Origin of the sequence: Paenibacillus elgii NBRC 100335 (assembly GCF_004000865.1) — a bacterium.
In the GTDB taxonomy this organism is placed as follows: Bacteria; Bacillota; Bacilli; order Paenibacillales; family NBRC-103111; genus Paenibacillus_G; species Paenibacillus_G elgii.
This window is the reverse complement of sequence record NZ_BIMB01000029.1, coordinates 52,509-77,082: the sequence shown is the minus strand read 5'-3', so window position 1 is coordinate 77,082 and position 24,574 is coordinate 52,509. Positions and strand designations below refer to the sequence as shown.

At 55.7% G+C, this 24,574-nt stretch carries 24 protein-coding genes; 8 read left to right on the top strand and 16 right to left on the bottom strand.

Going from position 1 to position 24,574, the window contains the following annotated elements; translation table 11 throughout:
- Nucleotides 1-148 precede the first annotated feature (148 nt).
- The 4 genes from PEL01S_RS20740 to PEL01S_RS35330 all read right to left on the bottom strand — a co-directional run bounded on the left by PEL01S_RS20740 (nucleotide 149) and on the right by PEL01S_RS35330 (nucleotide 3,117).
- Nucleotides 149-1,381: an MFS transporter gene (locus PEL01S_RS20740; protein ID WP_127461654.1), complete on the bottom strand. Its 1,233-nt coding sequence runs from the start codon at nucleotides 1,379-1,381 to the stop codon at nucleotides 149-151.
- 166 nt (nucleotides 1,382-1,547) lie between these two features.
- The gene (locus tag PEL01S_RS20735) at nucleotides 1,548-2,249 is read right to left on the bottom strand and encodes an AIM24 family protein (RefSeq protein WP_010495762.1); all 702 of its coding nucleotides are present in this window, start codon (nucleotides 2,247-2,249) and stop codon (nucleotides 1,548-1,550) included.
- On the bottom strand, nucleotides 2,246-2,755 hold the full coding sequence (locus PEL01S_RS20730) for a coiled-coil domain-containing protein (protein WP_127461653.1): 510 nt from the start codon (nucleotides 2,753-2,755) through the stop codon (nucleotides 2,246-2,248). Before PEL01S_RS20730 ends, PEL01S_RS20735 begins: the two co-directional genes overlap by 4 nt.
- A 230-nt stretch (nucleotides 2,756-2,985) precedes the next feature.
- Entirely contained in the window at nucleotides 2,986-3,117 is a 132-nt protein-coding gene (locus PEL01S_RS35330; RefSeq protein WP_255320144.1) for a hypothetical protein, read from the bottom strand.
- Between the two features lie 429 nt (nucleotides 3,118-3,546).
- On the opposite strand from PEL01S_RS35330, the gene PEL01S_RS20725 reads away from it, so the two are divergent.
- A complete protein-coding gene (locus tag PEL01S_RS20725; protein ID WP_010495759.1) occupies nucleotides 3,547-4,020 on the top strand; it encodes a ribonuclease H-like YkuK family protein in 474 nt (157 codons plus the stop codon).
- A 332-nt stretch (nucleotides 4,021-4,352) separates the two neighbouring features.
- On the opposite strand, the gene PEL01S_RS20720 is transcribed toward PEL01S_RS20725, so the two are convergent.
- The 8 genes from PEL01S_RS20720 to PEL01S_RS20685 form a co-directional block, all read right to left on the bottom strand.
- Nucleotides 4,353-5,195: a sugar phosphate isomerase/epimerase family protein gene (locus tag PEL01S_RS20720; RefSeq protein WP_127461652.1), complete on the bottom strand. Its 843-nt coding sequence runs from the start codon at nucleotides 5,193-5,195 to the stop codon at nucleotides 4,353-4,355.
- A gap of 51 nt (nucleotides 5,196-5,246) precedes the next feature.
- A complete protein-coding gene (locus tag PEL01S_RS20715; protein ID WP_108533346.1) occupies nucleotides 5,247-6,122 on the bottom strand; it encodes a sugar phosphate isomerase/epimerase family protein in 876 nt (291 codons plus the stop codon).
- 94 nt (nucleotides 6,123-6,216) lie between these two features.
- Nucleotides 6,217-7,275 carry a Gfo/Idh/MocA family protein gene (locus tag PEL01S_RS20710; protein ID WP_127461651.1) on the bottom strand — a complete coding sequence of 353 codons (1,059 nt, stop codon included), beginning with the start codon at nucleotides 7,273-7,275 and terminating at the stop codon, nucleotides 6,217-6,219.
- A gap of 84 nt (nucleotides 7,276-7,359) precedes the next feature.
- Nucleotides 7,360-8,229, bottom strand: coding sequence for a carbohydrate ABC transporter permease (locus PEL01S_RS20705; RefSeq protein WP_108533344.1), 870 nt, complete (start codon nucleotides 8,227-8,229; stop codon nucleotides 7,360-7,362).
- A 19-nt stretch (nucleotides 8,230-8,248) separates the two neighbouring features.
- A complete protein-coding gene (locus PEL01S_RS20700) occupies nucleotides 8,249-9,124 on the bottom strand; it encodes a carbohydrate ABC transporter permease (protein ID WP_063178344.1) in 876 nt (291 codons plus the stop codon).
- Between the two features lie 69 nt (nucleotides 9,125-9,193).
- Nucleotides 9,194-10,534, bottom strand: a complete 1,341-nt coding sequence (locus PEL01S_RS20695; protein ID WP_127461650.1) for an extracellular solute-binding protein — start codon at nucleotides 10,532-10,534, stop codon at nucleotides 9,194-9,196.
- 99 nt (nucleotides 10,535-10,633) lie between these two features.
- Complete coding sequence (locus PEL01S_RS20690) at nucleotides 10,634-12,169, bottom strand: response regulator (RefSeq protein ID WP_127461649.1); 1,536 nt, start codon at nucleotides 12,167-12,169, stop codon at nucleotides 10,634-10,636.
- On the bottom strand, nucleotides 12,166-13,926 hold the full coding sequence (locus tag PEL01S_RS20685; RefSeq protein WP_127461648.1) for a cache domain-containing sensor histidine kinase: 1,761 nt from the start codon (nucleotides 13,924-13,926) through the stop codon (nucleotides 12,166-12,168). The genes PEL01S_RS20690 and PEL01S_RS20685 overlap by 4 nt, the downstream gene beginning before the upstream one ends.
- Before the next feature lie 276 nt (nucleotides 13,927-14,202).
- Here PEL01S_RS20685 and PEL01S_RS20680 point away from each other — a divergent pair, with 276 nt between their 5' ends.
- From PEL01S_RS20680 to PEL01S_RS20670, 3 genes are read left to right on the top strand one after another with little or no spacing between them, the layout of a single operon-like run.
- Nucleotides 14,203-15,309: an alanine racemase gene (locus PEL01S_RS20680; protein WP_127461647.1), complete on the top strand. Its 1,107-nt coding sequence runs from the start codon at nucleotides 14,203-14,205 to the stop codon at nucleotides 15,307-15,309.
- Between the two features lie 19 nt (nucleotides 15,310-15,328).
- Nucleotides 15,329-16,933 (top strand): N-acyl-D-amino-acid deacylase family protein, encoded by a 1,605-nt coding sequence (locus PEL01S_RS20675; protein ID WP_127461646.1) that lies wholly within the window; start codon nucleotides 15,329-15,331, stop codon nucleotides 16,931-16,933.
- Nucleotides 16,934-16,963: 30 nt separating this feature from the next.
- On the top strand, nucleotides 16,964-17,428 hold the full coding sequence (locus PEL01S_RS20670) for a RidA family protein (RefSeq protein ID WP_010495738.1): 465 nt from the start codon (nucleotides 16,964-16,966) through the stop codon (nucleotides 17,426-17,428).
- A gap of 107 nt (nucleotides 17,429-17,535) precedes the next feature.
- Here the strand turns inward: PEL01S_RS20670 and PEL01S_RS35325 are convergent, their stop codons facing one another.
- A complete protein-coding gene (locus PEL01S_RS35325) occupies nucleotides 17,536-17,661 on the bottom strand; it encodes a hypothetical protein (protein ID WP_255320143.1) in 126 nt (41 codons plus the stop codon).
- A gap of 238 nt (nucleotides 17,662-17,899) precedes the next feature.
- Here PEL01S_RS35325 and PEL01S_RS20665 point away from each other — a divergent pair, with 238 nt between their 5' ends.
- Nucleotides 17,900-18,763 carry a polysaccharide deacetylase family protein gene (locus PEL01S_RS20665; RefSeq protein WP_127461645.1) on the top strand — a complete coding sequence of 288 codons (864 nt, stop codon included), beginning with the start codon at nucleotides 17,900-17,902 and terminating at the stop codon, nucleotides 18,761-18,763.
- Nucleotides 18,764-18,837: 74 nt separating this feature from the next.
- Here the strand turns inward: PEL01S_RS20665 and PEL01S_RS20660 are convergent, their stop codons facing one another.
- A complete protein-coding gene (locus PEL01S_RS20660; RefSeq protein ID WP_063178332.1) occupies nucleotides 18,838-19,848 on the bottom strand; it encodes an LLM class flavin-dependent oxidoreductase in 1,011 nt (336 codons plus the stop codon).
- 331 nt (nucleotides 19,849-20,179) lie between these two features.
- Here PEL01S_RS20660 and PEL01S_RS20655 point away from each other — a divergent pair, with 331 nt between their 5' ends.
- Nucleotides 20,180-21,046, top strand: coding sequence for an ABC transporter ATP-binding protein (locus PEL01S_RS20655; protein ID WP_063178331.1), 867 nt, complete (start codon nucleotides 20,180-20,182; stop codon nucleotides 21,044-21,046).
- 174 nt (nucleotides 21,047-21,220) lie between these two features.
- Nucleotides 21,221-21,871: a hypothetical protein gene (locus PEL01S_RS20650; RefSeq protein ID WP_127461644.1), complete on the top strand. Its 651-nt coding sequence runs from the start codon at nucleotides 21,221-21,223 to the stop codon at nucleotides 21,869-21,871.
- A gap of 123 nt (nucleotides 21,872-21,994) precedes the next feature.
- Here the strand turns inward: PEL01S_RS20650 and queF are convergent, their stop codons facing one another.
- Nucleotides 21,995-22,489, bottom strand: a complete 495-nt coding sequence (gene queF / locus PEL01S_RS20645) for a preQ(1) synthase (protein WP_036689824.1) — start codon at nucleotides 22,487-22,489, stop codon at nucleotides 21,995-21,997.
- A gap of 105 nt (nucleotides 22,490-22,594) precedes the next feature.
- Nucleotides 22,595-22,993 carry a hypothetical protein gene (locus PEL01S_RS20640; protein ID WP_127461643.1) on the bottom strand — a complete coding sequence of 133 codons (399 nt, stop codon included), beginning with the start codon at nucleotides 22,991-22,993 and terminating at the stop codon, nucleotides 22,595-22,597.
- A 286-nt stretch (nucleotides 22,994-23,279) separates the two neighbouring features.
- On the opposite strand from PEL01S_RS20640, the gene PEL01S_RS20635 reads away from it, so the two are divergent.
- Nucleotides 23,280-24,422, top strand: coding sequence for an S-layer homology domain-containing protein (locus PEL01S_RS20635; protein ID WP_127461642.1), 1,143 nt, complete (start codon nucleotides 23,280-23,282; stop codon nucleotides 24,420-24,422).
- The last annotated feature ends 152 nt before the right edge of the window (nucleotides 24,423-24,574 follow it).

Genomic DNA, 24,574 nt, shown 5'->3' with positions numbered 1-24,574 from the left:
TTGCTTCTCGATGAATTCGAATAAAAACGATTGTCCGCCCGGGTCATGCCGCGTTTGTCGACGGCTCCGTATGCGTCAGGCCAAATAATGTATGCGTAATGATATCTACGGTCCGCTCCTCTTCCCTACTGCTTTAGTGACTGCCCGCTCAACCTTCAGGCATCCCGGACTTCGCCGGCATACGCATAACGGGAAGCATGACCAGCACGCCCATTGCAAACAGAACAGCCGACGCTTCATACATCCCCACGATCGAAAACAGCTCCTTCAGCCTGCCGGCCAAGCTCATCGTCACGACCATCGAGCCCATAAAAATCGGGTTCAAAATACCGTTGACCCGTCCGACAAACGCCCCGTCCGTATTTTGCAAAATAAGTGTGTTAATACCGATCTGAATACAGGGCAGTACCAAGCCTGCGAGGAACTGGGCGAACAGTGTAAACCACAACACTGTCGAAAAGCCCGTAAGAGCAACGCTTATTGCACTGACCGCCATACCGATTATGAGCAGCACTTGGGGCGCAAACTTCTTCGACAGCCCCATGGCAAGTCCGCCGCCTACAATCATCGCTACGCCGCTCGCGGTCATCAGCCACTGCAAATTTTCTTTATGCAGCCCGAGCCGTTCCGTGACCAGGAAGACGCCGAGCGGCTGAATGAGGCCGATCGCGAAACCGGCGGTCATGAAGCAAAGACCGAGCGTGGACAGCAGCTTGCGGGACAGCACGTAGCGGAAACCGGCGGCCATTTCCTCACGAATGGAAGTGCGCTCCTTGGCAGTCTCCTCTTCGGTATCCGGCGGCAGCATGACGAGCACCAGGGCGGACAGCAGAAAGGCAACGCCCATGATGGCGATGGCTACCACAATGCCGTAACGCTGATAGACGAAGGTGCCGAGAATCGGGCCCAGTACCATGAACAGCGCGAACATCGTCTGGTAAATCGACATACCCGCTTGAATGAGCGCCTCGGGCACGTGCAGCTTGAACAGCCGCATCCCCGAAGGCTGCGAGAACTGTGATAGGATGGCGGAAACCAGTGTGGCGAAAAACACGGCCTTCCAGCTGCCGTATACCAGAGTCAGCAGCACGGCAAAAACGGATACTGCACTGAGAATATCGCACCAGACCATCGTCCGCTTCGGCCTCCAGCGGTCCGCGAACGTACCTCCGATAAACGAGAAAATAAAGATTGGCGCAAATTCGGCCACTGAGATCATCGCAACGGCATTTGAATCCCCGTTCGTCTGATCGACAACAAACAGCAAAATGGCAAAGTTGCGCACCCAAATGCCGATTTGCAGCAGCAAACCCGACAGCAGGATGACTTGTACGAACCGGTTGCGAAATAAATTGCCCATTCCTGGCGAGGAAGTGGTCATAGGTTCACATCCTTTCTTTGAAACCATAATTAATTACGCAGCCAATCCCAAAAAGGTTGCTTTTCCGTCCACGGCGGACAAAATAAGGGCCGGACAGCTAAAGCCAACGGCTATCTTATCTTCGGCGCAGCGACTTGAATCATAAACCACGAAGCCAAAGCCACGCTTACTTTATAATGACCCCACCGAACGGAAGCGCTTCTCTCAAAATCCGTTTGAACAAGGAATCGCCCTGCAAAGGGTCGGCCAGCCCTAATCGCGGTCTGGAAGGCTGCAAGAGCACCTTGCCCGAGCCGGTAATTTCCCAATGGTAGTTCATGCGCTGGCTCGCAAGCGGGTTGCCGTAGACGCAAAGCTGTAGCTTAGCTTCCTCCGGATAAGCGACAAGACAGCCAATATCGACATAGACCGGTTCCGACGGATCGATCGTGAGCTCGCACAAAGGACCGCAGCTAAGCAGACCGAGCGTGCCGCCACCGGAAAATTTCATCCGAATCCAATCCTGCGTTACAACGGCTTGCTTGATTTTTTGGAAACGGCTCTGCAGCTTCATCCCCTCGCTGTACAGCAGCACATACCGGATGTCGAAAAGCAGGCTGCTATCCTCCGGCAGCTCCATCGCCCGGAAGCTGTAACCTGCCGGAACGCCCAGCACAAAGCGCGCAGGGCCGGTCAAACGCGACTCGATCCAACGCTTCTTCCGATAAACTCCGGCCACATTCAGCAGACGGTCCTCCCGGCTCCCGGAACGGCCCTGAAAGGCGATGATCTGCTTCGGATGCAGTACCAAGGCGGCTTCGCCGGCGGCAAGCTCCACGGCTGCCGCTTGTCCCTCGCTTCCGGCTCCTTCTTCTACGTGAATCTTCATCTGTTCCCTCCCCGGTGACTTGCGCTGCGGTTCCGGCGCCATACGGCCAGCCGAATCACTCGCATCAGAACAAAATAAAGCACAACAAGCAGCACTCCCGCCAACGCCGTCCGAACGATTTGTCTCGTGCGTTGCGCACTCGCCTGCTCCGCTTCTTCCAAGCGCCGGATCAGGTGCTCCAATTGCTCGTTGCGGCTGCGGAGCTCGTGATTTTCCTCCAGCAGCCGCTGCTCCGTCGCTTTGTACTGCTCTGCGGCTTCCTCCGAGCGCTTGAGCGTCGTCTCAAGCCGCTCCCGGTTTCGCTCCAGCTCCTGCTTCGTCTCGTTATATTGATTCTGAAGCTGGCCGATTTGCTCCGGCATGTCGTAGATGTCTTTCACCCGGTCCATAAAACCTGCTTGCGCGACAGGCCAGGGAAGCGTCAGCAGCAGAAAAAGGCAAGCCGTCCCCGCTTTGACCTTGATTCCCGATTCCGGCTTTTTGAGCGGACGCGGCATCATTTTCATACGTGCTCTCTCCCCTTCCTAATTGTACGAATAACAGGCGTATTTCCTTTATTTTACCTGTTTTTTCGACAAAAAGGAACATGCCCCGCTTCATCGCGGACAAAGAAAAGACCGCGTTCTTCCGGAAGCTTTCGCCTGCGGAAAGTGCGGTCTTATGACGATAGTCAAACGGAGGAGCAAGACGTCCGGGACGAGTCCCCAGGCCATCTTCATAGCACTCTGTCCGATCATTAGATGAGATGATGACGGAATAAATATTCTACGGCGGAACCAGCGAGCCTCATCCACCCGATAGCGGATACCCACAGCGGTATACTGAGCATCGTTCCTATAACGAGTCCGACGGAAAATCTCCCCTCCATGGTGCCAAGCCTCCTTTTACAGCGATGCCGCTGACAGGTTAATTCCATTATATGATGAAAGCGCTCTATTTTGAATTATTTTTCAGAATTTTATTAAAATTTACCGCTGTCTAACGATTTGAATTTGGTCCCCCGTTATTTTACAATAAAAGAGGATGTTTTTTTCATTGGCCTGAGCCATAAGGCTTAGGCTCTTTTTTAAGGGACCTAGCTCTTTTTATATGAACAACTTATGTTTAGCACGCTCTGCTCTATTGCACCAATCCTCTTTTTGCACCTCTTTAGATCCTGCGCTTTTCTGTTGACTACCCGTTGAGTTCCAAGTTCCGATTCCAGTCGAGCCGCTGTAAATTTAAACTATTTTAACGATTTTTGGCGTAAACTATAGTTATGGGGTCATTTTCAATCTTGGAGGGAGTTGGATAACAGATGATGTTCCTTAGCCCGACTAGAGGTTCCGTTGCATTGGAGGAAATGGTTAAAATCCTGCACGACTTTGTCCAAGAAGATCAGGAAGCAAGCTATAAATTGGTTATCGGAACGGATTCCCATACGACCCGGCGCAGCACGACGCTCGTCACGGCCGTTATCATTCACCGGATCGGCAAGGGAGCCCGCTTTTTTTATCGCAAACGGAGCAGCCGCCCGCTCTTCGACCTGCGCACGCGCATATACCGCGAAACCGAGCTCAGCCTGGAGCTGGTCGAGCTGTTGAACCGCAGCGGAATGAGCGACCTGACTTCCCAATGGCCGTTGGAAATTCACATCGATATCGGTCAGCAGGGCGAAACGAAGGTGCTGATTCAGGAAATTTGCGGCTGGGTCACCTCCGTCGGCTACGAAGCGCGGATTAAGCCGATGTCGTTCGGCGCCAGCTCGGTGGCGGACCGATTTGCGGAGTGAGGAACGCAAAAAAGAGGGCTTGGATGCCCTTCAGACTGTGAGAAAGTGGTCAGGTGAGATAATAGAGGTGTACGTGGGGGTAGGGTATCCACTTCCGACCGCTGCTCCACCCCACAAAGTGAAGTTGAATCGGGGAAGCTTAGTCCGATTACTTTGCGGGGACCCCGGGTCATCGGGAAATTTTTATTGAAGCCGCTTAGTAGCGGATATTTCCCGAAGACAAAGGCGGCCGCTATCGCTTCTCCAGTGGATACCCCACCTATGTATTATCTCTATTTTTGTTTAGACCACATTCCAGACACCTTGGGGCGTGAACGCCCTCTTTTTTGCGTCTATATAATAGTAGATAAAATTCGGTCCAGGTTTGCGACCGAACGGATTGCACCGAATTTTTGCTCGTCGTCGCCTTCGTACTCGACGGTCAGCCAGCCGTCGTAGTCCGCGTGACGCAGCCTTGTCATCAGGCTGTTCAGATTGATGCTGCCTTCGCCGGCGATGCGCCCGGCAAACCGGTCGCCGGACAATGCTTGATATGAACGCCCTTCGTAATGCTCGTCCACGCGGACGAAGTCCTTGAAGTGCACATGGGCGACTTGCTCATATAGCGTCTCTAGCGCTTCTCCCGGGTGCTCGTTCACGAGCAGGAAATTGCCCGTATCGAACGTGCTGCGCAGGAACGGCGAGTTTACTTCCTGTAAGATACCGAGCACCTGGTCGGCCTTTCCGGCGAATACGCCGTGGTTCTCCAGGCACAGCAAAACGTCCTTCTCCGCAGCGTAGGCAGCGGCTTTCTGCAAGCCTTCGACGATCCAGCCTTTGACCTCGTCATAGGAGCTGCCGTCCGGCGGTACGTCGCCGGAGAATACACGTACGACGCGGGTGCCAAGTGTGCGGGCCAAATCGACCGCGCCCGTTATCTCGCGAACCTGCTCTGCCCGCTTGGCCGGATCGCTGAAGGAGAAGTTGTTCGACGCCCCGATCGCGGCTACTTCCAAGTTATGGCGGTCGAGCGTAGCGCGGAAGCTTTCCAGCTCCTCCGGCTTCCAATACCGCGTTAGCACTTCGATGCCGGTCGCTTTCGTCTCCTTGGCTACAAACTCAGCCAAATCCGCATGCGACCATTCACCGCTGTTGAAATAAGAATGAACGCTCCATACGCTCAGCGCAATTTTCATGCTCGTCGCTCCTCCGCTGTTATTCACCGAGTTTTCCATTGCTTGCGTTCGTTATTTATATCGCCGAATAAAATCGACCGCCAGCCGGATGTCGACTTCCGGCTGTACGCCGACCTCACGCTCGATCGTCAGATAGCCTTGATAGCCGATCTCCTGAAGCGCAGCAAAATAAGCGTCGAACGGCACCTTCCCTTCGCCAAGCGGCACTTCCTTGAAAATTTCGCCGGACGTGACCATCTGCGCAATTTTGCCATGATCCATTGGCTCGAAGCCGAGCGCCCCGTATACCTCGCGCGGGTCTACCTCGCGGAACCGGATGCCGTCCTTCACATGTGTATGGACGATGTAATCCTTAAGCAGCCGCACGCCCTCCACCGGGTCGTCTCCCGTAACCATGACCATGTTCGCAGGATCGAAGTTCACCGAGACGCCGTTCGTACTGAGCGTATCCAAGAAGCTTTTCAGATGAGCGGACCGCTCCGGGCCGGTCTCGATGGCAAAATATGCGCCGCAGCTCTTGGCATACTGTCCGAGCGTCTCACAGGCCGTCTGCATATTGTGGTACACTTCGCCGCTCGTATCCTCGGGCACAATGCCGATATGTGTCGTTACGATGTTGGTGCCGAGATCGAGCGCCAGATCGAGAATGCGCTTCGACTTCTCGACCTTCGCCGGGTTGGCCGCGCCGTCCTGAAAGCCATGCCCTCCCAGATCGCCGCAGAGCGCGGAAATTTCGAGCCCCAGCGAAGCGATGTATGCTTTCAGCTCACGTCTGGCCTCCGCCGTCAGCGCGGCCGGGTCCATCTCGCCGCTGACCGCATAAATCTGTACGCCGTCGGCGCCGACCTCCTTCGCCTTGCGCAGTCCTTCGCGAACCCCGACACCGAAGCTGTCGACGATCACGCCGATTTTGTTCGTCAATTTCATCTCCGCTCTCCTCCATATTCAGAAGTCCGGTGAACGAGGCAGAGCCGACGGATCTTTCTTCCACCGCACAGCGCGCCGTTCACCGGACTTGGTTTTAGAATTGAATTTCGATGCCTTTTTCGCTCGACTCGTAGATGCCGGAGATAATCTTGGTCAGCTCTACGCCGTCTTCGACCGGACTGATCAGTTCGGCCCTTCCGAGACAGCAGTCGACGAAGGTATTGATTTCGTTCTGGAAGCCTGCCATAAAATCAAAGCTCGCATTGTCGATCTGCGGCGTCACGTTCAAAATCGTATCGTGCTTTTCCGTGACGATCGTAAAGTCTGGCTCGACCTCCGTGCCGCCCCGCTCGCCGAATATTTTCACGGCCACCTCGTTGCTCTTCGCATGCAGCGTAAAGCTGACGTCCACCATTAGCGAAGCGCCGTTCTCAAAGCGGATCAAAGCATTCGCCATGTCCTCGACGGTGTTTTTGGAAGCATCGAAGTCCGCCGCCTGATAATAGCTCAAATGTTGCACGTTCGAGCGGTTGCCGAGCTTCTTGTACGTATTGCCCGTCACCGATTTCACTTTCGGACGGCCCATCAAGTACCAGCACAGATCGATCACATGCACGCCGATGTCGAGCAGCGGCCCGCCGCCCGAACGCTCGGTGTCCGAGAACCAGCCGCCCGGATTGCCGAGCCGCCGCAGGTAGGACGCTTTCGCATAATAGATCTCGCCGAGCTCGCCCGCGTCGATGAACTTTTTCAGCACCGTGGTATTCGTTCCGTACCGGCGCACGAAGCCGACCTGCAGCAGCTTGCCGCTCCGGCGAACCGCCGCTTCCACCTCAAGCGCCTTATCGACGGTCGTGCACAGCGGCTTTTCACACAGTACATGCTTGCCCGCTTCGAGCGCCGCAATGCTGATCTCGCCATGAGAGTTGTTCCAGGTGCAGATGCTGACCGCTTCCACTTCCGGGTCCGCCAGAAGCTCGCGGTAATCGGTGTACACCTTTTTCGCGCCGAACTTGTCGGCGGCCTGCCGCGCCCGTTCTTCCACCAAGTCGCAGACGGCGACGAGCTCTGCCTCGGGATGATTTTGATACGAAGTTAAATGCATTTCCGAAATTGAACCTGCGCCAATCACAGCTACTTTCAAACCAGCCATGCTGATCCCCCTCTCTCCACCCGGATACTACCACATTTGTCCAAATCTGTGAATAGCAAATATTTCTCCCCGCATGCGATCAATTTATCCCTTGACCGCCCCGGCCGTCATCCCTTTCATAATCTGCTCCTGGAACAGCAGGTAGACGATAATGGTCGGCAGCACCGCGATCGACATCGCAGCCATCGTCAGCTTGTAGTCGGTCGCATACCCCGTCGCAAAGACGGACAAGCTGAGCGGAATCGTTTTTAAAGCGGGCTTGCTGATAAAGACGAGCGCGAACGCGAAGTCGTTCCAGAACCGCAAAAAGCCAAGAATCGCTATGGTCGACAAGGCTGGCAAGCTAAGCGGCAGCATCATGCGGAAGAAGATGCCCCAATACCCCGTGCCGTCGATCAGTGCGGCTTCTTCGATCTCCTTCGGAATCGCGGTCAAGTATGCCGCGACGACGAAGATCGCCAGCGGCAGCTCAAATGCCGTATAAGGGAATACGAGCGCCGCATACGTATCGAGCAGCCCGACCTTTTTCATCAGGACGAAGAGCGGCACGAGCGTGCTGTGAATCGGAATGAGCATGCCGAGCAAGAACAAGCCCATGAACAAAGGCTTCAGTTTGAAATCAAAGCGTGCCAATACGTAAGCCGCCAGCGCGCCGAGTACCAGTGTCAAAGCCAACGACAAGACGGTAACGATGGTCGAGTTGACAAGCGACGTTCCCATCGCCGATACTTCCCAAGCCCGTACGAAGTTGTCCCACTGCCATACCTCCGGCAAGGAGAACGGCTTGGAATGAAACTCTTCGTTCGTTTTAAAAGAGCTGACGAACAGCCAGAACAGAGGATAAAGCGTAACAAGGGCGTAAATCGTGAGCAGGACGTTAATTAGCCCGCGGCTCCATTTTGCCCCCGCTTTGCCCGTGACGCTTCCCGTTTTTACTGACAAAGCTTGTTCCATGACGGGTCCCTCCTTTCGGTTATCGGTAATTGCGTTTCATGAGGTATTGGCTTCCCAGGATCAGCAGCAGGCTGAGAATAATGATTGCCGTCGATACAGCGCTGCCGTAGCCGAAGCGGAAGACGTTGAACGTGTTGTTGTACATATACGAAGCGAGCAGCTCGGTCGAGTGCGCCGGTCCGCCGTTTGTCATAACGTAGATCAGGTCGAAGGCCTTCAAGCTGCCCGAGATGCAGAGCACGACGGCAACCTTGATCGTATCCCAAATCATCGGCAGGGTGATCGAGAACAATTTCCGCACCGGCCCGACACCGTCGATTCGCGAAGCGTCGTCAATTTCCGGGGAAATATTTTGCAGCGCGGCGATAAACATAATCATGTACGGCCCGATGTAGTTCCAAATAATCGGGATCATGAGCATATACATGGAAATTTTCGGATCGGATAACCATTGCATCTTCCAGGATTCGAGGCCGAGGGCATCGAGCAGGAAGTTCAAAATGCCGATTTGTGGGTGGTAAATGTAGCTCCAAATGATCCCCACGACAACCGAGGAAAGCACCATCGGCATAAATACCGAAGCGCGGATCATCCGCTGAAAGAGCGAGCTGCTTGTAAGCACAAGCGCCAGAATAAGCGCGATCGGAATTTGACCGAACACCGAAGCGGCGACAATTAGCATGTTGTTTTTAAACGAAAGCCAGAAAATCGGGTCGCGGACCACTTCCACGTAGTTGTCGAAGCCGATGAACTTCGCAGCCCCGATGCCTTTCCAATCGAAAAAGCCGTAATACGCGGACCAGAAAATCGGTATAATCGCGAAAAAGACGAAAATCAGCGTGGCCGGGAGAAGACCTATCGCAATAAACCCTCGAATACGTGCCGCTGCCGTCATGGAATCCCCTCCTTCTTCCGGAACTGGCGATTCCAGCCCCGGTGAAGAGCTGGAATCGCGCGGCCCATCTTATTTTGCGCCGACCGATTTGGCTTGCGCGTCTTGAATTTTCTTCGCTATGTCTTCGGGTTTGGCGCCCATGAGCAGCTCCTGCAGGCCGTTGTTCACGACATCGGCTGCGGCCGAGCTCAGGCGTCCGTCATAAACCGGCGTCCGTTTCACGGTGCCTACCATGTTGTGGACTTTGGCGAACAGCGAGGACACCTTGCTTGTGTCGAGATCGACCTTGTAGCTGACGAGCTGGTTGCTTTCCAGCGTCGCCTTCTGCGCCGCCGGGCCGGACATGGCATAGATCAGTTCGTACGCCGCTTCTTTGCTTGCGCCGGACGTCTTCTTGCTCATACCGAGACCGGTTCCGACGACGCCGGCAAGCGAGTTCGGATCGCCTTTGCCGTTCGGAACGGAAGGCAGCACCGTTACGTCCATGCCGTCCAGCACTTCTTTGGACGCATTGGCCGCAAGGTTCGTCAGTGCCCAGCCGCCGTCGATCATCATTGCCGCTTTGCCTTGCGCGAACATTTGCTCCATCTGCGTGTTATCGATGCTGTTGAAGCCGTCCTGGAACGCGCCGGCTTTGCCAAGCTGCTGCAGGTATGTCAGCGCCTGCACGAATTCCGGATCGGTGAACTTCGCGCCTTTTTGCTCGGCTGCGTTCAGGAACCATTCCGTTCCCGTCACGCGGTCGGCCAAGGAGCTCAAAATACTGGACTGCGCCAGCCAAGCCGCTTTGTTACCGAGAGCGATCGGTGTTATTTTTTCTTTCTTGAACGTTTCGACCAAGCTCATCATGTCATCCCACGTTTTCGGCGGCTTGACATTGTGTTTATCGAATATGGCTTTGTTGTAGTATAAAATCGACGTCGGCGACAGCCCCATCGGAGCGGCATAGATGTTGCCGTTCAGCGTGAAGTCATCGAAGGAGCTTGGCAGGAAGCCGTTCTTCCAATCCGCTTTGCTGTCCAGCAGCGGGTTGATCGGCTGAAGCAGATCGCCTCCGGCAAATTCTTTGGTCATGACGCCTGGCCACATCACAAACAAGTCGGGCATTTCGTTCGCCGCCGCAACCGTTTTCAAACGGGCTCTGTAACCATCGGGCGGAATGCCCTGAATATCCAATTCTACGTTCGAGTGATCCTTCTTGTACTGCTCCATGATCCCGCGCATCGTTTTGGCGCGCAGATCGTCCCCGGTGAAGTTATGCCAGAGCGAAAGCTTTACTTTATCGGACGCTTTTCCTTTGTCTCCGCCCGCGCTGCCGCCTGTACCCGCTTGGTCTCCACCCGAGCCGCAGCCGGCGAGGAGCGAAAGCGAGAGGGTCAACAGGACTCCCGTTGTAGCCGCTTTGTTCATCTTACGAACCCTCCTTATATATGTGAGTACTGCTTCAGTATAGGGGACAATCCCCGGAATACGTAACGGGAGAGATTTCGGCCCTAGGGTGGAAAAAATTCAGTCTTTGACCGATTGCCTGAATTCCGACGGCGTCTGTCCGGTATGCTTTTTGAACTGCTGGCTAAAATATTTGATGTCCTCGTAGCCGACCCTGCTCGCCACCTCGCTGATTTTCGCCTGCGACTCCTGCAAAATTTCCGCGGCCCGCCGCATCCGCTCCAGCGTGACGAATTCGATATAGTTCAGCCCCGTCTCCCGCTTGAACACTTCGCTGAAGTGGTTCGGGTTCAAGTGAACGAATTTGGCCACCTGCTGCAGCGACAAGCTTTGGTCCAGATGCTCCTTGATGTAGACGATCGATTTTTGAATATAAGCAAAGGGCTTGTCGGCAATCGCCTCGTGGAACGCCGCCATCACCGAGGACAGCAGCTTGAACACTTCGTCCTCGGCGCGCGAATCGACCTCGAACGTATGGAGGGCCGCCTCCGGCTTCCCGCCGCCCTGCGACCGCTCCAGCCAGCGGTGGCCGGCAATGACCATCGATTGCAGAAACGCCTGCACCGAAGACGGCGTGGCCGCCGAATCTTCGAGCTGCTCCCGCACCTTCCGGTTCACCCAATGCCGCAGGTCGGCTCCGTTGTTGCTCATCAGAATGGCCGCCAGCTCCGACTCCTCCTTCTGGGAGCAGACGGTCCGGCCACCGCAGCGATCCGCGATGTCTGCGGACGTATATAGTCCCTCGGCCCCGAGCAGTCCACGGTACGCAAATACCGTCCCGGCTTCCCGGTAAGAGTCCTGCAGCTCGCCGTACGAAGCAACGGAGCGGCCGAGCGCCGCGAACACCGTGCATTTCAGCGTTTGACGCACCCGATCGATGGCCCGCCCCAAGCCGCCACAGTCCGACACGCGGGCTTCCTCCCGCACGACAAGCACGATGCGGTCGGCCTTCAGCATCGTTACCGCCGGAAGCAGCTCATAGAGCATATTTTCGGCTGCGCCGAGCAGAAGACCGGCGAGCGCTCCGTCCCCCCAGCCTGTTGCCGCGAGCAGCAGCACCCGCATCGGCGCCAGAGACGATTCGTCCGGCTGCACGCCGTTTTTGCGGAACCAGGCCTGAACCGGCGCCAGGGACGACTCGTCGCCCTGGATCAGCAGCCGATCCAGCAATTGGCTGCGCAAGGCCGCCGTTTGCATCGTTTCCTGCTTGGCATTCTCCCATTTGTCCATGATGCGCTGCTTCGCCTTCATCGCCGCTTTAATAATTTCCTCGGGCCGGCTTGTCTTCAGCAGGTAATCGGTCACTCCTTCGCGCAGCGCCTGCTGGGCATACGCAAAATCGTCGTAGCCCGTCAGAATGACGGTTTCCGTATCCGGGAGCAGCCGCTTCACCTCGTGTGCGAGCTGAATGCCGTCCATTCCCTGCATGCGGATGTCCGTCAGCAAAATATTCGGCTTCTCCGCCGGGATGCGTGCCAGCGCTTCCTCGGCGGACGAAGCCGGGGGGAGCAGCGTCAAGCCGAGCTCCTTCCAGTCGATGACGGTACACAGCCCGTTCCTTATGATCACTTCGTCGTCTACGATTAAAATTTTCATGCGGGCTCCTCCAATACCGGAATGCTAAAAGAAACGCGGGTACCTTTGCCCGGCTCGCTGTCGATCGTCAGCCCCGCTTCGCTGCCGTAATGCAGCAGCAGACGCTGATGCACGTTGCGCAAGCCGTAGCTCGTTTTGGCCGCCGGTGCGCCGTTCCCCGTCCAAGCAAGCTGGCGGCGAATTTCGCGCAGCTTGTCCGCTTCGATGCCGATGCCCGTATCCTCCACGACAAACTTCATCCGCGCGCCGCTCAGCTCACCGTGAACATACACGAAGCCGGGCTCCTGCTTTTTCTGAATGCCGTGAATCAGACTGTTCTCGATCAGCGGCTGGAGCAGCAGCTTAAGCATCGGCTGCTGGTGCATGGCCGGGTCGATGTAAACCTCCATCTCAAATTGGCCGGGAAAGCGGATCGATTGCACGTACGCATAGTTCTGCGCATGCGCAATCTCCTGCTGCACGGGGCAAAACTCCTCGCCCTTGTTCAGGCTGAACCGGAGAAAATCGCTGAGCGCCCCGACCATCTCGGCGATCTGCCGGTCCTGATTCATCAAGGCCATCCAATGGATCGAGGATAGCGTATTGTACAAAAAGTGCGGATTGATCTGCGCCTGAAGCGCGAGGATGTCGGCTTCCTTTTTCTTCGCCTCGTTCAGCTGCACCTGCTCCTTCAGCCGCTGAATCCGGTCACTGAGCTTGTTGTAGCTGTGCAGCAGCAGGCCGACCTCGTCGCTGCTTTTTACCTCGTACGTCGGGATCGGCTCGTCCGGGTTGATGTCCTTCATCGTCTGCGTCATCCGGGTCAGCGGCCGCGTCACCCACTGGATGAAATAAAGCACCAGCCCGGCAGCCAGCAGCAGCGAGATGCCGACCGCTACCGCAGTAACCGTCAGCACATAGACGTTCTGCGCCGTATAGATTTGGGTCGGGATGAAGCCGACCAGCTTCCAGTTCAGGCTCGGGAGCGTGTAGTACAAAATCGTTTTCTGCCCGTCCCCGTGGCCGTAATTGAGAACGCCGCTCCCTTCCGCCATCGGCCCGATATCCGGGAACGGCTCGCTGACCGGACGGTTCAGCCACGCGGACTCGCCGCCGGATAAAATCCGGTTGTTCGCGTCCAGCAGCAGCACGAAGCCTTTGGCTTCCCAGCCGGATTCCTTCAAGTAGCGGGCAATCTCGGCTTCGTCCAAGCTGATGGACAGCTCGCCGAGCGGCTTGAAGTTGTTCACGTTGCGGATCGGACGGACAAGGGAGACGACCTTCTTCAGCCCTTCCGTCGTCTGATTCTCGTACAGCGGAGTCCACCACTTGGTGCTGTTTCGGTAAATTTCCTCATTTTTGCGGAGCACGTCCGGCAGGCCCGAATAAAGCACCGTCGTGTTCGACAGCGGCGGATAGCCGTTGGCCGAATTGATCGTGATGTTGGAAATGTATTTTTTGGAAAAGGCCAGATTGGTCAAAAAGCCGACGTTCAGCGTATAGCGGGCCACGTCCTCCCGGTCGTTGTCCAGATACGCCTGAACCTCTCGCTGGCCGATAATAAACAGGGACATGTTCTCGACGTCCTGTATAACGAACTCCAGCTTGTCCGCAATTTGACGCAGCGTGTTCATGCCCGATTGCTTCGCCTTCTCCTCCGTGGCGGAGGTCGCTATATTGTACGAAACCGCTCCTGTGGCGAGCAGCGGCAGGACAATCGCAATCAGCAGCAGCAGGGACAGCTTGTGTTTGAGCGACTTCGACAGCCACCGTTTCATTGTGTCGTTCCCCCGTTTAGCTTGGAAATGGAATTGTAAGCGTTGCGATGCCTTAATACTAGCACATTTCTAAGGGGAAGCTAACATACTTTTTTTCAACCAAAAAAACTTTTTGTTTGATTTCGCGCTGGATTATGTTAGTATCTTTCTCAGAATGACCCGGGGACCATTCAGCCCCCGGAAACGACCGGTCTGAAGAGGGGAATTCGGCTCGAATCAGGGCGGCGCTCTTATGCTTATCAGAATATTCGAAATATTATGGGAGTGAGTGAGACGATGAACGACCGACTGGATACCCCCAGCGTAATCATCGACACGGACGTCATGGAGCGCAACATCCGTTCCATGGCCGACTCGGCCAAAAGGCTCGGCATCGCGCTGCGGCCTCATGCCAAGACGCACAAAATGCCATGGGTCGCGCAGAAGCAGTTGGACGCCGGCGCGGTAGGCATCACCGTTGCGAAAGTGTCCGAGGCGGAAGTGATGGCGGAGCACGGCATCAAGAACATTTTTATCGCCTATCCGCTCGTCACCCCGGCCAAAATCGCACGTGCGATACGGCTTAGCGGGCAAATCGAGCTGATCGTCGGCGTCGACAGTCTGGACGGAGCCAAGCTGCTGTCCCAAGCCGCCCTTGAGGCCGGACGCGAGCTGCAGGTCCGCCTCGAAATCGATACCGGTCTGCGCCGGACAGGCGTGCCGTACGATCAGGCGGAAGCGCTGGCATCCGCTATCCACGCAATGGAAGGCCTGCGCCTGACGGGCATCTACACGTTCCGCGGCGCGCTGCTCGGCGGTAAGCCGACGCTCGATCTGCAAGCGGCCGGCGCTGAGGAAGGCCGGCTGATGGCCGAGCTCGCGGACCGCATTCGCGCGAAGGGCGTGCCGATCGCGGACGTCAGCGTCGGCTCCACGCCGACAGGCGTTCAAGCTGCTGTGGTCCCAGGCGTGACCGAAATCCGGCCGGGCACTTACGTGTTCCAGGACCGGATGCAGGCCCGCCTCGGTGTCTGCTCGCTCGGCGATTGCGCCGGCGCCGTCCGCGTGACGGTCGTCAGCCGGCCGGCCGCCGATCTGGCCGTGGTCGACGGAGGAAGCAAGACGTTCGCCACAGACGTGCAGCCGAACACAGACCCGATGCAACTGCAAGGCTTCGGGCACATCGTCGAGCTGGAGGACGCGGTGCTGGAGCGGATGTCGGAGGAGCACGGCATGCTGCGGCTCGGTCCCGCTGCCCAAGCTTCCGGCCTGAAGGCCGGCGATGTGCTGCACATCATCCCGAATCATATTTGCAGCACGGTCAATCTGCATGACAAAGTCTATTTCAAGAGCGGCGACAACTATGAGGAGCGGGCCGTTCTGGCGCGCGGCAAGCTGCAGTAAGCGGGGAGGGCTCGTAATCATGCTGGATCTTATCATTCGTAACGGGCGTATTGCGGACGGCACCGGAAACCCTTGGTTTTTCGGCGACGTCGGTGTGAAAGACGGGCGGATCGCCGCCGTCGGCCGGGTGGAGCAGGAAGCGAGAAGCGTCATCGACGCGCACCGCCAAGTGATCGCTCCCGGATTTATCGACGGCCATTGCCACTCCGACCTGATGATTTTCGACCATCCGCACAGCGAGATCAAAATCCGGCAGGGCGTGACGACGGAAGTCGTCGGCAACTGCGGACTCGCGCCGGCTCCCTTCGTGAAGGAGCGCGCCGAGTTGCTGCAAAGCTATGTTCAGCCGGTGCTCGGCAAGACGGACTGGGCTTGGCCGTGGGAAACCGTCGAGCAGTACATGGAGCATCTGGCCCGCTCCGGCCCGTCGGAGAACGTCGCCACCTACGTCGCGCACGGCGCGCTGCGCATCGCTGTCATGGGCTTTGCGAACCGTCCGGCTGCGCCGCACGAGCTGGAGCGCATGAAGCTGATGCTGGAGGAAGGGCTGCGGGCGGGCGCCATCGGGCTGTCCATCGGCCTGCTGTACGCCCCCGGCAGCTATACGGCCAAGGAGGAAATCGCGGAGCTGTGCTCGATCCTGCCGAAGTACGACGGACTGTTCTCCACGCACATCCGCGGCGAAGGCAACAATCTGATTCCTTCGGTCAAGGAAGTGATCTGGATTGCGGAGAAAGCCGGCGTGCCGCTGCATATCAGCCATTTGAAGGCGGCCGGCAAGCGCAACTGGGGCAAGGTGCTGGAGGCGCTGGAGCTGATCGAGGACGCCCGGGCCCGCGGCATGGACGTGACCTGCGACGTGTACCCTTACCACGCGGGCTCTACAACGCTGACAACTGTCCTTCCGCCATGGGTGCTTGAAGGCGGTATCGAAGGCACACTGGAAGCGTTCCGCGATCCTTCGCTGCGCGCCCGCATCCGCGAGGAGCTCGGCCGCGAGCAGGACGATTGGGACAACCTCGTCTGCTCCACCGGCTGGCAGAGCGTTGTCATCTCGGCGGTGCATACCGAGAAAAACCGGCATCTGGAAGGCAAGCATATCGCAGAAATCAGCGAGGAGCGCGGCCAACATCCGGCGGATTGCATGATGGACCTGCTGCTGGAAGAGGAAGGCCGCATCTCGATCGTGTACTTCCACATGTCGGATGACGATGTCTCGCAGGTGGTTCGCTATGAAAAGTCGCTGATCGCTTCCGACAGCCTGACTTGCGAAACCGGCAAGCCGCATCCCCGGCTGTACGGCACGTTCCCTCGCGTCTTCGCCAAATACGTGCGCGACCAGCGCGTGCTGTCGCTGGAGGAAGCGGTCCGCAAGCTGACATCGTTCCCGGCGCAGCGTTTCAAGCTCGGCAAGCGCGGACTGATCGTTCCCGGCTATGCCGCGGATCTGACCGTCTTCAACCCGGATACGATCCGGGATCTTGCCACGTTCGAAGAGCCAAGACAGTATCCGAACGGCATCTCGCACGTCATTGTAGCGGGCAAAACAACACTCACCGGCGACCAACACACGCATGCCCGCGAGGGCGGACTTATTCGTGCAGCGTCGTGCTGCACCCATTAATTTAACGAAACTATCGGAGGTATCCTATTTATGTCCCAAATCGAACAGCGTTTACAAGAACTCGGCATTACTTTGCCCCCGTCCCCGGAGCCGCGCTTTACGTACATTCCGTGCAACCGGACCGGCAACCTGCTCTATTTGTCCGGTCAAGATTGCCGCATTAACGGCGAATTGATGTACGAAGGCAAGCTGGGCAAGGACGTAACGATCGAGCAAGGCCAAGAAGCGGCCCGCCAAACGATCATCAACTGCCTGGCCGTGCTGAAAGGCTACCTGGGCGACCTCGACCGCGTGGTCAAAATCGTCAAGCTGCTCGGCTTCGTCAACAGCACGCCGGGCTTCGGCGACCAGCCGTATGTTATGAACGGCGCATCCGACCTGCTCGTCGCCGTCTTCGGCGAGAACGGCAAACACGCTCGCTCCGCGATCGGCACGAGCGACCTTCCGTTCCACACACCGGTGGAAATCGAGCTGATTGTAGAAATCCGCGACTAAGCGAATCGAAGATGTCGTAAACGGTCGGATTACATTTAGAAGCACCTCCGGCACCGGTGAATCCACCGAGCGCTAGAGGTGCTTTTTATATAGCTGCGCCTTACCCGTTAAGCTGCCGGTTCGCCAACTCCCGGAGCTTGCTCCGCTCCTCCTCCGTTATGCTCTCCACAAACCACGGGCACCGGCAGTCCGAGCCCGGCCACTTGGCGGCTGATCCGCCATTCGTATTCCATCAAGTCTCCGGTGGGGGGCCGGAACGATGATTTTATCGCTCCCCCATTCAAATACTTCTGCCGTATATCCTTGTCCGATGCGCTTCCCCAGCTTTATGATGACGACTTCCCCTTGTCTTGGCCCGGTTGTGCCGGGGCGATGTAACTAAACTTGAAATTCGGCCCCGGAACCGATATAACTGACTATAGACGTTTATATCCGGAAGCTGCTTCAGCTTTACCCGAGGGAGACCCTGCTATGATCAAAAAAGTTTTGGCTGCTTTGCTGCTTGCCGTAGTTTTGATCGGCGCGCTTGACGCCTGGTCGTATAAAGACGCGCTGCGCTACCGCGACCAAGTGGCTGTCCTGATGTACCATCATGTCCATGATGCGGACCAAAGCTCGAGCACCGTCTCCACCGCTTTGTTTCGCGATCAGCTCAATTATTTGAAGTCAAAAGACTATCATTTCATTTCACTCAGCGAATTCAAGCAATTTTACGATGGCGGTTCCGTGCCGGACAAAGCGGTGCTCGTTACTTTTGACGACGGCTACAAAAGCTTCTACGATAACGCGTATCCGATTCTGAAAGAGCTTGACGTGCCGGCCGTTAATTTCGTCGTGACGAAGGATTTGAACGACCCGCTCGCTCCGTCGATTCCGGCGCTATCCCGCGACCAGATCCGGCAAATGCTGAGCGAGCGGCCCGGGCGCTACGATTTTCAATGTCACTCGAACAATCTGCATTTCAAGGAAGGGAAGACGGCGGCGATTATCGGACCGCTTACGCGGGAAGACGGCGCGCTGGAAACGCCCGAGCAGGCCGTCGCCCGGGTGGCAGCGGACACCAAAGCCTGCGCGCAGCGGCTAAATGAGCTGTACGGCAGCGATCATGCGGCAGACAGCTTCGCTTACCCGTTCGGCATCCATTCCAAGACGGCGCAAGACCTTCTTACGCAAGCGGGCTTTCGTTACGCCTTTACGATTGTGAACGAGATGGCGACCCGCGCCAATCCGAAGCTGGAAATTCCGCGCGTCAACGCGGGCAATCCGGCCATCCGGCCCGAGCTGCTGGACAAGCAGATCATGCTGCGCGTCGAAAGCGTCAAGCCTTTTCACTGAACGGAATGCACGCTATTACGCGATACGGGACTCCTTGAAGACCTGTCAGGTCCGAACGGAGTCCCGTTTTCGTATTACCGGCCGAGCCCGAATAAATCTGCCAGCAGTTCGTACGAGCGCAGCCGGGCCTGGAAGTCGTACGTATAGGTCAGCACGATCAGCTCTTCCACCCCGTAGCCCTTGCTGAACTCAAGCATCTGCGCCCTCACCTTCTCCGGGCCGCCAACGATCATCCGTCTCCGGTTCGCCTGGATGCGCATGCGGTCCCAGTCGGTGTACGGATAACCGGCGGCTTCCTCCGGCGTTGGGAAGGGCCGACGGAACTGCCCCTGCTCCAGCAGCAAGAGGCGCAAATCAGTCGATGACGCCAGCCGTTCCGCTTCCTCGTCCGTGTCGGCGCAGATGACGATCACGCATACGTTCGCCTGAGGAGACGCGCCGAGCGGGCCGGGCCGGTAATTGGCAAAATACCGCCGAACCGCTTCATGACCGCCGTCGCCGTTAATGAAATGCGCAAACGAGAACGCCCCTCCCAGCTCCGAGGCCCGGTCCGCGCTGAAGCCGCTGGAGCCGAGCAGCCATAGCTCCGGCGCCGTATCGACGAGCGGCGTCGCCCGCACGCCTTCGAAACGGTGTCCCGGCCCTAGCCAGTCGGAAAGAAAGCCTCCGAGATCACGGAGCATCTCAGCGAAATGCTCCTCCCGCTCCTTCGGCCGGCCGTACCGCAGCGCCTCCGAGGCAATCGGCATGCCGCCGGGCGCTCTTCCGATGCCAAGATCGATCCGTCCCGGATAAAGGGCTTCAAGCACCCGAAAATTTTCCGCGACTTTATACGGGCTGTAGTGAGGCAGCAGCACGCCGGCCGAGCCGACCCGAATCCGCGACGTATGCGCGGCAATGGCTGCGATTAGAATTTCCGGAGAAGAACCGGCGAGACCCGGCGTATCATGATGCTCCGACACCCAGTATCTCGTATAACCGAGCCGTTCAACTGTTTTAGCCAGCTCTAAAGTGCGCGCCATCGCGTCTGCCGCCGTTTCTCCCGGAATGACCGGCGATTGATCCAATACGCCCAGCTTTAACATTCGAATCCTCCATTCCCCTCCTCTTATGACGTTCGGACGCGTTCATGAAGCCGGAGGAGGCCACTGTTTCTCCATTCATTATACGCCCAGAAACCCGGTTGCGCACTCTTACCCGTTCCTCGCCGCCTTCTCTCGATCCGGGATTCACAACTTGTTGGAAAACGGACAAGGAAAATTCCCAAAAAGGGTTGAAATTCCAGTGTATTCTGTTATACAATTCAATTGATAAAGATTCTCATTATCATCGTCCTTGTCATGGTACCCTCGCCGGTACTTGTTGAATAAGATCTCCTGCCTCGGAGTTCAGCTAAATTTTAAGGGAGTGGTTCGGTTGGAACGGTTATATACGGAACGGTTGGAAATTGCCTACGGGGAACGGTCCATTGTGCAAAATTTAAATATCAGCATTCCCTCAGGACAAATTACGGCGCTGGTCGGCGCGAACGGGTCCGGTAAATCGACGATCCTGAAAGCGATGGCCCGCATGATGAAGCCGAAGCAAGGCAGCGTCTTTCTGGACGGCAAGTCGATCCATCAGCAATCGACCAAGGAAGTGGCCAAGCAGCTCGCCATTTTGCCACAAAACCCGACGGCCCCGGACGGATTGACCGTTTCCGAACTCGTTACCTACGGCCGCTTCCCCCATCAGAAAGGATTCGGCTCGCTGACCAAGGAAGATCGCGAGATCGTACGCTGGTCGATTGCCATGACCGGAATGGAGGAATTTCATGACCGTCCCGTCGACCAATTGTCCGGCGGGCAGCGTCAGCGCGCATGGATTGCCATGGCGCTTGCCCAAGGAACCGACATTCTGTTCCTTGACGAGCCAACGACATTCCTCGATATGGCCCACCAGCTTGAAGTGCTTAAGCTGTTGGAAAAGCTGAACCTCGAAGAGCGGCGCACCATCGTTATGGTCGTTCACGATTTGAACCATGCGACCCGCTATGCGCACCATATGGTGGCGATTAAACGCGGAACGGTAGCAGCGGTAGGCAGTCCGGCAGAAGTGATGACACCGGAAATGCTGCAAAACGTCTTCGGCATCGAAGCGGACATTGTGCCGGACCCCCGCACCGGCGTTCCGTTGTGCATTCCGTTCGAGCTGGCAGGCCACGGCCGACCGGTTCAGGTCGCTGCTGCCTCCCCTGTCGCCAGACGCTCCGATGCGCGGGAGCTTGTTGCAGCTGCCAAGTAGAACGGGAACCGCCGTTTGTAAGCATATAAGATTTTTCAGGACTCCTTCGTTTGAGGGGTCCTTTTTTGTTGCTGCCTTCTTGTCGGAAGAAACATTTTCCATAGTTTTTTCGTTTAATTTAATATCACAAGCGTTCGGAACGATTCTATTCTCGAGCGAAGGAGGGAATGCGAAATGAGCAGGCGCCAACGGCTTGCTATCGCTTTAATGCTCATCACAAGCACCATTATTTTGAATTGGTCCTATCCCTATACCACGGCGCTCGGAGAGCGACTTTTTGAATGGATCGGGCTGCCTGTACGGTCACGAGGCGTCAGCGGTTTCAACTATGTCGGCATCACCTCATTGCTGCTGCTGTTCGCCGGTCTGTTCACGCTCAGGGCCTCGCTGCAGCGCCATGCAAGAAAGATTACCCTGCTCGCTTTAATTTTGGCCTTCTGGCTGCCCCCTCAATTGGTCACAGCTTATCAAATGGTGTGGGCTAAAGGCATCTACGCCTTGGAATATGTCAAGGACGAAAGTAACTGCAACTACAAAAAAGAAGGCGAACAGGTCACAGGTACTTGTTCGCTGACCTTCGTTAATCATAGCGGTCAAGATAGCCAATTCGCCGCTTCCATCCGCAATCAGCAGTATCTCGACGGCTCGTTCTTGGAATCGCTTGACATCCTTGGGGACCAAACCTTGACAATACCTTCCAGGCAAAAAAAGACGATCAAGGTAGCTTTTACAAAAATAACGTCAGACCCCCACAATTCTGTCAGCGGCTCGTTCTACGGATTTGATTTGACGGTGAAGAGCGGCGAACAAGAACGAGATTTATAGGCGTTACAGCCCCGCCGAATGCCAAAAAGCCGCAGCGCCCCTGCTGCCAGGGGGTGCGGCTTCGTTCTTCTCCATAACTGCCCTGCAATCCGGCCTACGGTTTGCCCTTTCCGCCGTCGCAGCTTAGCGATTGTCGACCTTCTCCGGGTACAGGTCATGATTCAGCAGCCGGTGCTCGGCCATCTGTTCGTATTTCGTCCCCGGACGTCCGTAGTTGCAGTAAGGATCGATGGAAATGCCTCCGCGCGGGGTAAATTTCCCCCACACTTCAATGTACTTGGGGTCCATTAGCTTGATCAAATCGTTCATGATGATGTTCATGCAATCCTCGTGGAAGTCGCCATGATTGCGGAAGCTGAACAAATACAGCTTGAGCGATTTGCTCTCGACCATTTTGAGGTCCGGGATGTAGCTGATATAAATTGTCGCAAAGTCCGGCTGGCCGGTAATCGGGCATAGACTCGTAAATTCGGGGCAATTGAATTTGACAAAATAATCGCGGTACGGATGCTTGTTATCAAACGATTCGAGCATCTCCGGCGCATAGTTCATCGGATATTTCGTTTGCTGGTTGCCGAGCAGCGTCAAGTCGAGCTCGTCTTCTTTTCTTCCTGCCATGGTGTGCTTGGCTCCTTTCTCTTCTTAAACCTTAATTATAGCCGATCTATCAGCTAAAGGTAAGTTTTTGCAAGAAAAAGGAAGACAAGCCGCAAGGTCATCAGGTCAATCCTTCCCATTCAACTCTTCCACGACCCAGCGGTTGTTCTCCTTCAGAGCCTTGAACGAAAAACGCCGGTCCTCCTGTTGATTCGTTGAGTCGGTAAGCACGCCATGCAGTTCAAAAAGCCATGTCCCGTCATCGTTCTGCACGCCTTCATTCGCCGTAATCGAGGCATACCACGGGCTGGAGCTACCTGTCTGCCAGCGATTGGCCGCATAGTCGTTGCCGATTTCCTCGCGCATCTTTTTGGATATCACCGCATACTGTAGGGCCCCGTTACGGTTTTTCAATCCTTTGGCAAACGTCTGCACCGCTTCCTTCGGGGAATCGGCAGCGACGGCTTCCTCCAGCAGTGTTACCCGTTCTTTCATCGAATCGGCGTCCTCACGGACGACTACCACCGTTTTCGTCTTCTCATCCCAGCTGACCTGCGCTTCACCATTATTTCGGAAAATTGAAATTACGACAAAAATTGCAAAACCTCTTGAAGGTTTCGGAATAAGATGGTAATATAACAACGAATGATGAGCGGAAGAACCGCCTTATCCATGCTTTAGTGGGTAGGGCGGTTTTTGTGTTTTCGTGCAAGAAAAATCTGTAAATTCAGCACAGTCATGGTACAATAGACCTAGTCCTTTTGGATCTGGAAATACATAACTTTGAATTCACTTGAGAGGAAGATTTTTGATGAAGCGAGTTGTCCCTTTAGTCGTATCCATGATGTTAATGAGCGCCTGCAGCCCCAATGCCAATACGCTTGTTGCCGCAGAGCAGCCGAAATCGGCATTGGAGTCAAAAGCGGGTGTCTCTTTAAGCGATATTTCCGGACACTGGGCAGAATCCGATATTAAGGCTATTGTTACAGCCGGGTACGTCGACGGTTATCCGGACGGATCGTTCAAGCCGGACCACACCGTTACGCGGGCAGAATTTATTACCATGGCAGCAAAAGCAGCCGGTGTGAAGCCGGTACCGGGTGGCGATAACAAGGAGTGGTATGCTCCTTACGTCGCAGCGCTTGTGCAAGCCGGAATCCACCAGTACAAGGACTTTTCTTCCGGAGACTGGAATACGCCTATTACCCGGATGGAAATGGCCCGCCTCGCCGTCCGTGCATCGGACAAATCGCTGCAATCGCCTGAGGACAGCACCGATGCGAAGAAGTTTATGTTTTTGGCGACGCAGAGGGGTTTGATTACAGGCATGGCCGACGGTCAACTCGGTAAAGATGAGTCGGCCACACGGGCGCAGTCGGTGAAGATCATTCAGCGGATTTTGGACGTGAGCCAAGGTAAGAAGCTCGAAGTGGACAAGCGTGCGGCAAGCTATGCGGAAGTGGAATTGTCGGGGAGTAACGTTCAGACGATGTGGGGCAGTCATGTGGTTGAGTTGCCTTATAAGATGCCGTTGCGAAATACGAAAGCGATAGTAAAGGTGCATCAGATTTTGATTATGGATCTAAATGAAAAGGATGGCGCTTTTCGATCAACTTTTGACGGCAATCTTGAAAAAATTAACGATAAGCCGTTCGATGATGAATATTTGATTGCGTTGAAAGTGGATATCTCCAATGAAACAGGGTCTCCTCTTAGCTACGGATTATTTGGAGAACTAGCTCCATATTTAGGGACACGGGTAGTAGTCATAAACTTGGACAAAGTTGATGCAAGGTTTATCCTTCCAAGCATTGGTACCAAGAGTAATCATTCTGAGGGATGGTATCTTTTCGCTATACCTAAAAAAAATATTCAATCGCAAATTGAGAAATATGGAGATGTGCTTATTAGGTTGAACGAAAATAACGGAGAGTTAATTACTTTAAGTAAATAGTTGGGAGGGAGGAGGCGGCTTTGTTTACAAAGAATCAACGGAAGAAAATCGTCGCAGCAGCCGTTATCTTCTTTGTTGGTCTAACTGTATTCATGTTCTTACGACCCGACTATATTATGGCAGCGATCAATTTTAAGACATTCGAGCCTATG

Bases quoted from the DNA above. Each gene is read 5' to 3' on its own strand.
- PEL01S_RS20740 (WP_127461654.1), bottom strand. From the start codon at position 1,381: ATGACCACTTCCTCGCCAGGAATGGGCAATTTATTTCGCAACCGGTTC.
- PEL01S_RS20735 (WP_010495762.1), bottom strand. From the start codon at position 2,249: ATGAAGATTCACGTAGAAGAAGGAGCCGGAAGCGAGGGACAAGCGGCA.
- PEL01S_RS20730 (WP_127461653.1), bottom strand. From the start codon at position 2,755: ATGAAAATGATGCCGCGTCCGCTCAAAAAGCCGGAATCGGGAATCAAG.
- PEL01S_RS35330 (WP_255320144.1), bottom strand. From the start codon at position 3,117: ATGGAGGGGAGATTTTCCGTCGGACTCGTTATAGGAACGATGCTCAGT.
- PEL01S_RS20725 (WP_010495759.1), top strand. From the start codon at position 3,547: ATGATGTTCCTTAGCCCGACTAGAGGTTCCGTTGCATTGGAGGAAATG.
- PEL01S_RS20720 (WP_127461652.1), bottom strand. From the start codon at position 5,195: ATGAAAATTGCGCTGAGCGTATGGAGCGTTCATTCTTATTTCAACAGC.
- PEL01S_RS20715 (WP_108533346.1), bottom strand. From the start codon at position 6,122: ATGAAATTGACGAACAAAATCGGCGTGATCGTCGACAGCTTCGGTGTC.
- PEL01S_RS20710 (WP_127461651.1), bottom strand. From the start codon at position 7,275: ATGGCTGGTTTGAAAGTAGCTGTGATTGGCGCAGGTTCAATTTCGGAA.
- PEL01S_RS20705 (WP_108533344.1), bottom strand. From the start codon at position 8,229: ATGGAACAAGCTTTGTCAGTAAAAACGGGAAGCGTCACGGGCAAAGCG.
- PEL01S_RS20700 (WP_063178344.1), bottom strand. From the start codon at position 9,124: ATGACGGCAGCGGCACGTATTCGAGGGTTTATTGCGATAGGTCTTCTC.
- PEL01S_RS20695 (WP_127461650.1), bottom strand. From the start codon at position 10,534: ATGAACAAAGCGGCTACAACGGGAGTCCTGTTGACCCTCTCGCTTTCG.
- PEL01S_RS20690 (WP_127461649.1), bottom strand. From the start codon at position 12,169: ATGAAAATTTTAATCGTAGACGACGAAGTGATCATAAGGAACGGGCTG.
- PEL01S_RS20685 (WP_127461648.1), bottom strand. From the start codon at position 13,926: ATGAAACGGTGGCTGTCGAAGTCGCTCAAACACAAGCTGTCCCTGCTG.
- PEL01S_RS20680 (WP_127461647.1), top strand. From the start codon at position 14,203: ATGAACGACCGACTGGATACCCCCAGCGTAATCATCGACACGGACGTC.
- PEL01S_RS20675 (WP_127461646.1), top strand. From the start codon at position 15,329: ATGCTGGATCTTATCATTCGTAACGGGCGTATTGCGGACGGCACCGGA.
- PEL01S_RS20670 (WP_010495738.1), top strand. From the start codon at position 16,964: ATGTCCCAAATCGAACAGCGTTTACAAGAACTCGGCATTACTTTGCCC.
- PEL01S_RS35325 (WP_255320143.1), bottom strand. From the start codon at position 17,661: ATGGAATACGAATGGCGGATCAGCCGCCAAGTGGCCGGGCTCGGACTG.
- PEL01S_RS20665 (WP_127461645.1), top strand. From the start codon at position 17,900: ATGATCAAAAAAGTTTTGGCTGCTTTGCTGCTTGCCGTAGTTTTGATC.
- PEL01S_RS20660 (WP_063178332.1), bottom strand. From the start codon at position 19,848: ATGTTAAAGCTGGGCGTATTGGATCAATCGCCGGTCATTCCGGGAGAA.
- PEL01S_RS20650 (WP_127461644.1), top strand. From the start codon at position 21,221: ATGAGCAGGCGCCAACGGCTTGCTATCGCTTTAATGCTCATCACAAGC.
- queF (WP_036689824.1), bottom strand. From the start codon at position 22,489: ATGGCAGGAAGAAAAGAAGACGAGCTCGACTTGACGCTGCTCGGCAAC.
- PEL01S_RS20635 (WP_127461642.1), top strand. From the start codon at position 23,280: ATGAAGCGAGTTGTCCCTTTAGTCGTATCCATGATGTTAATGAGCGCC.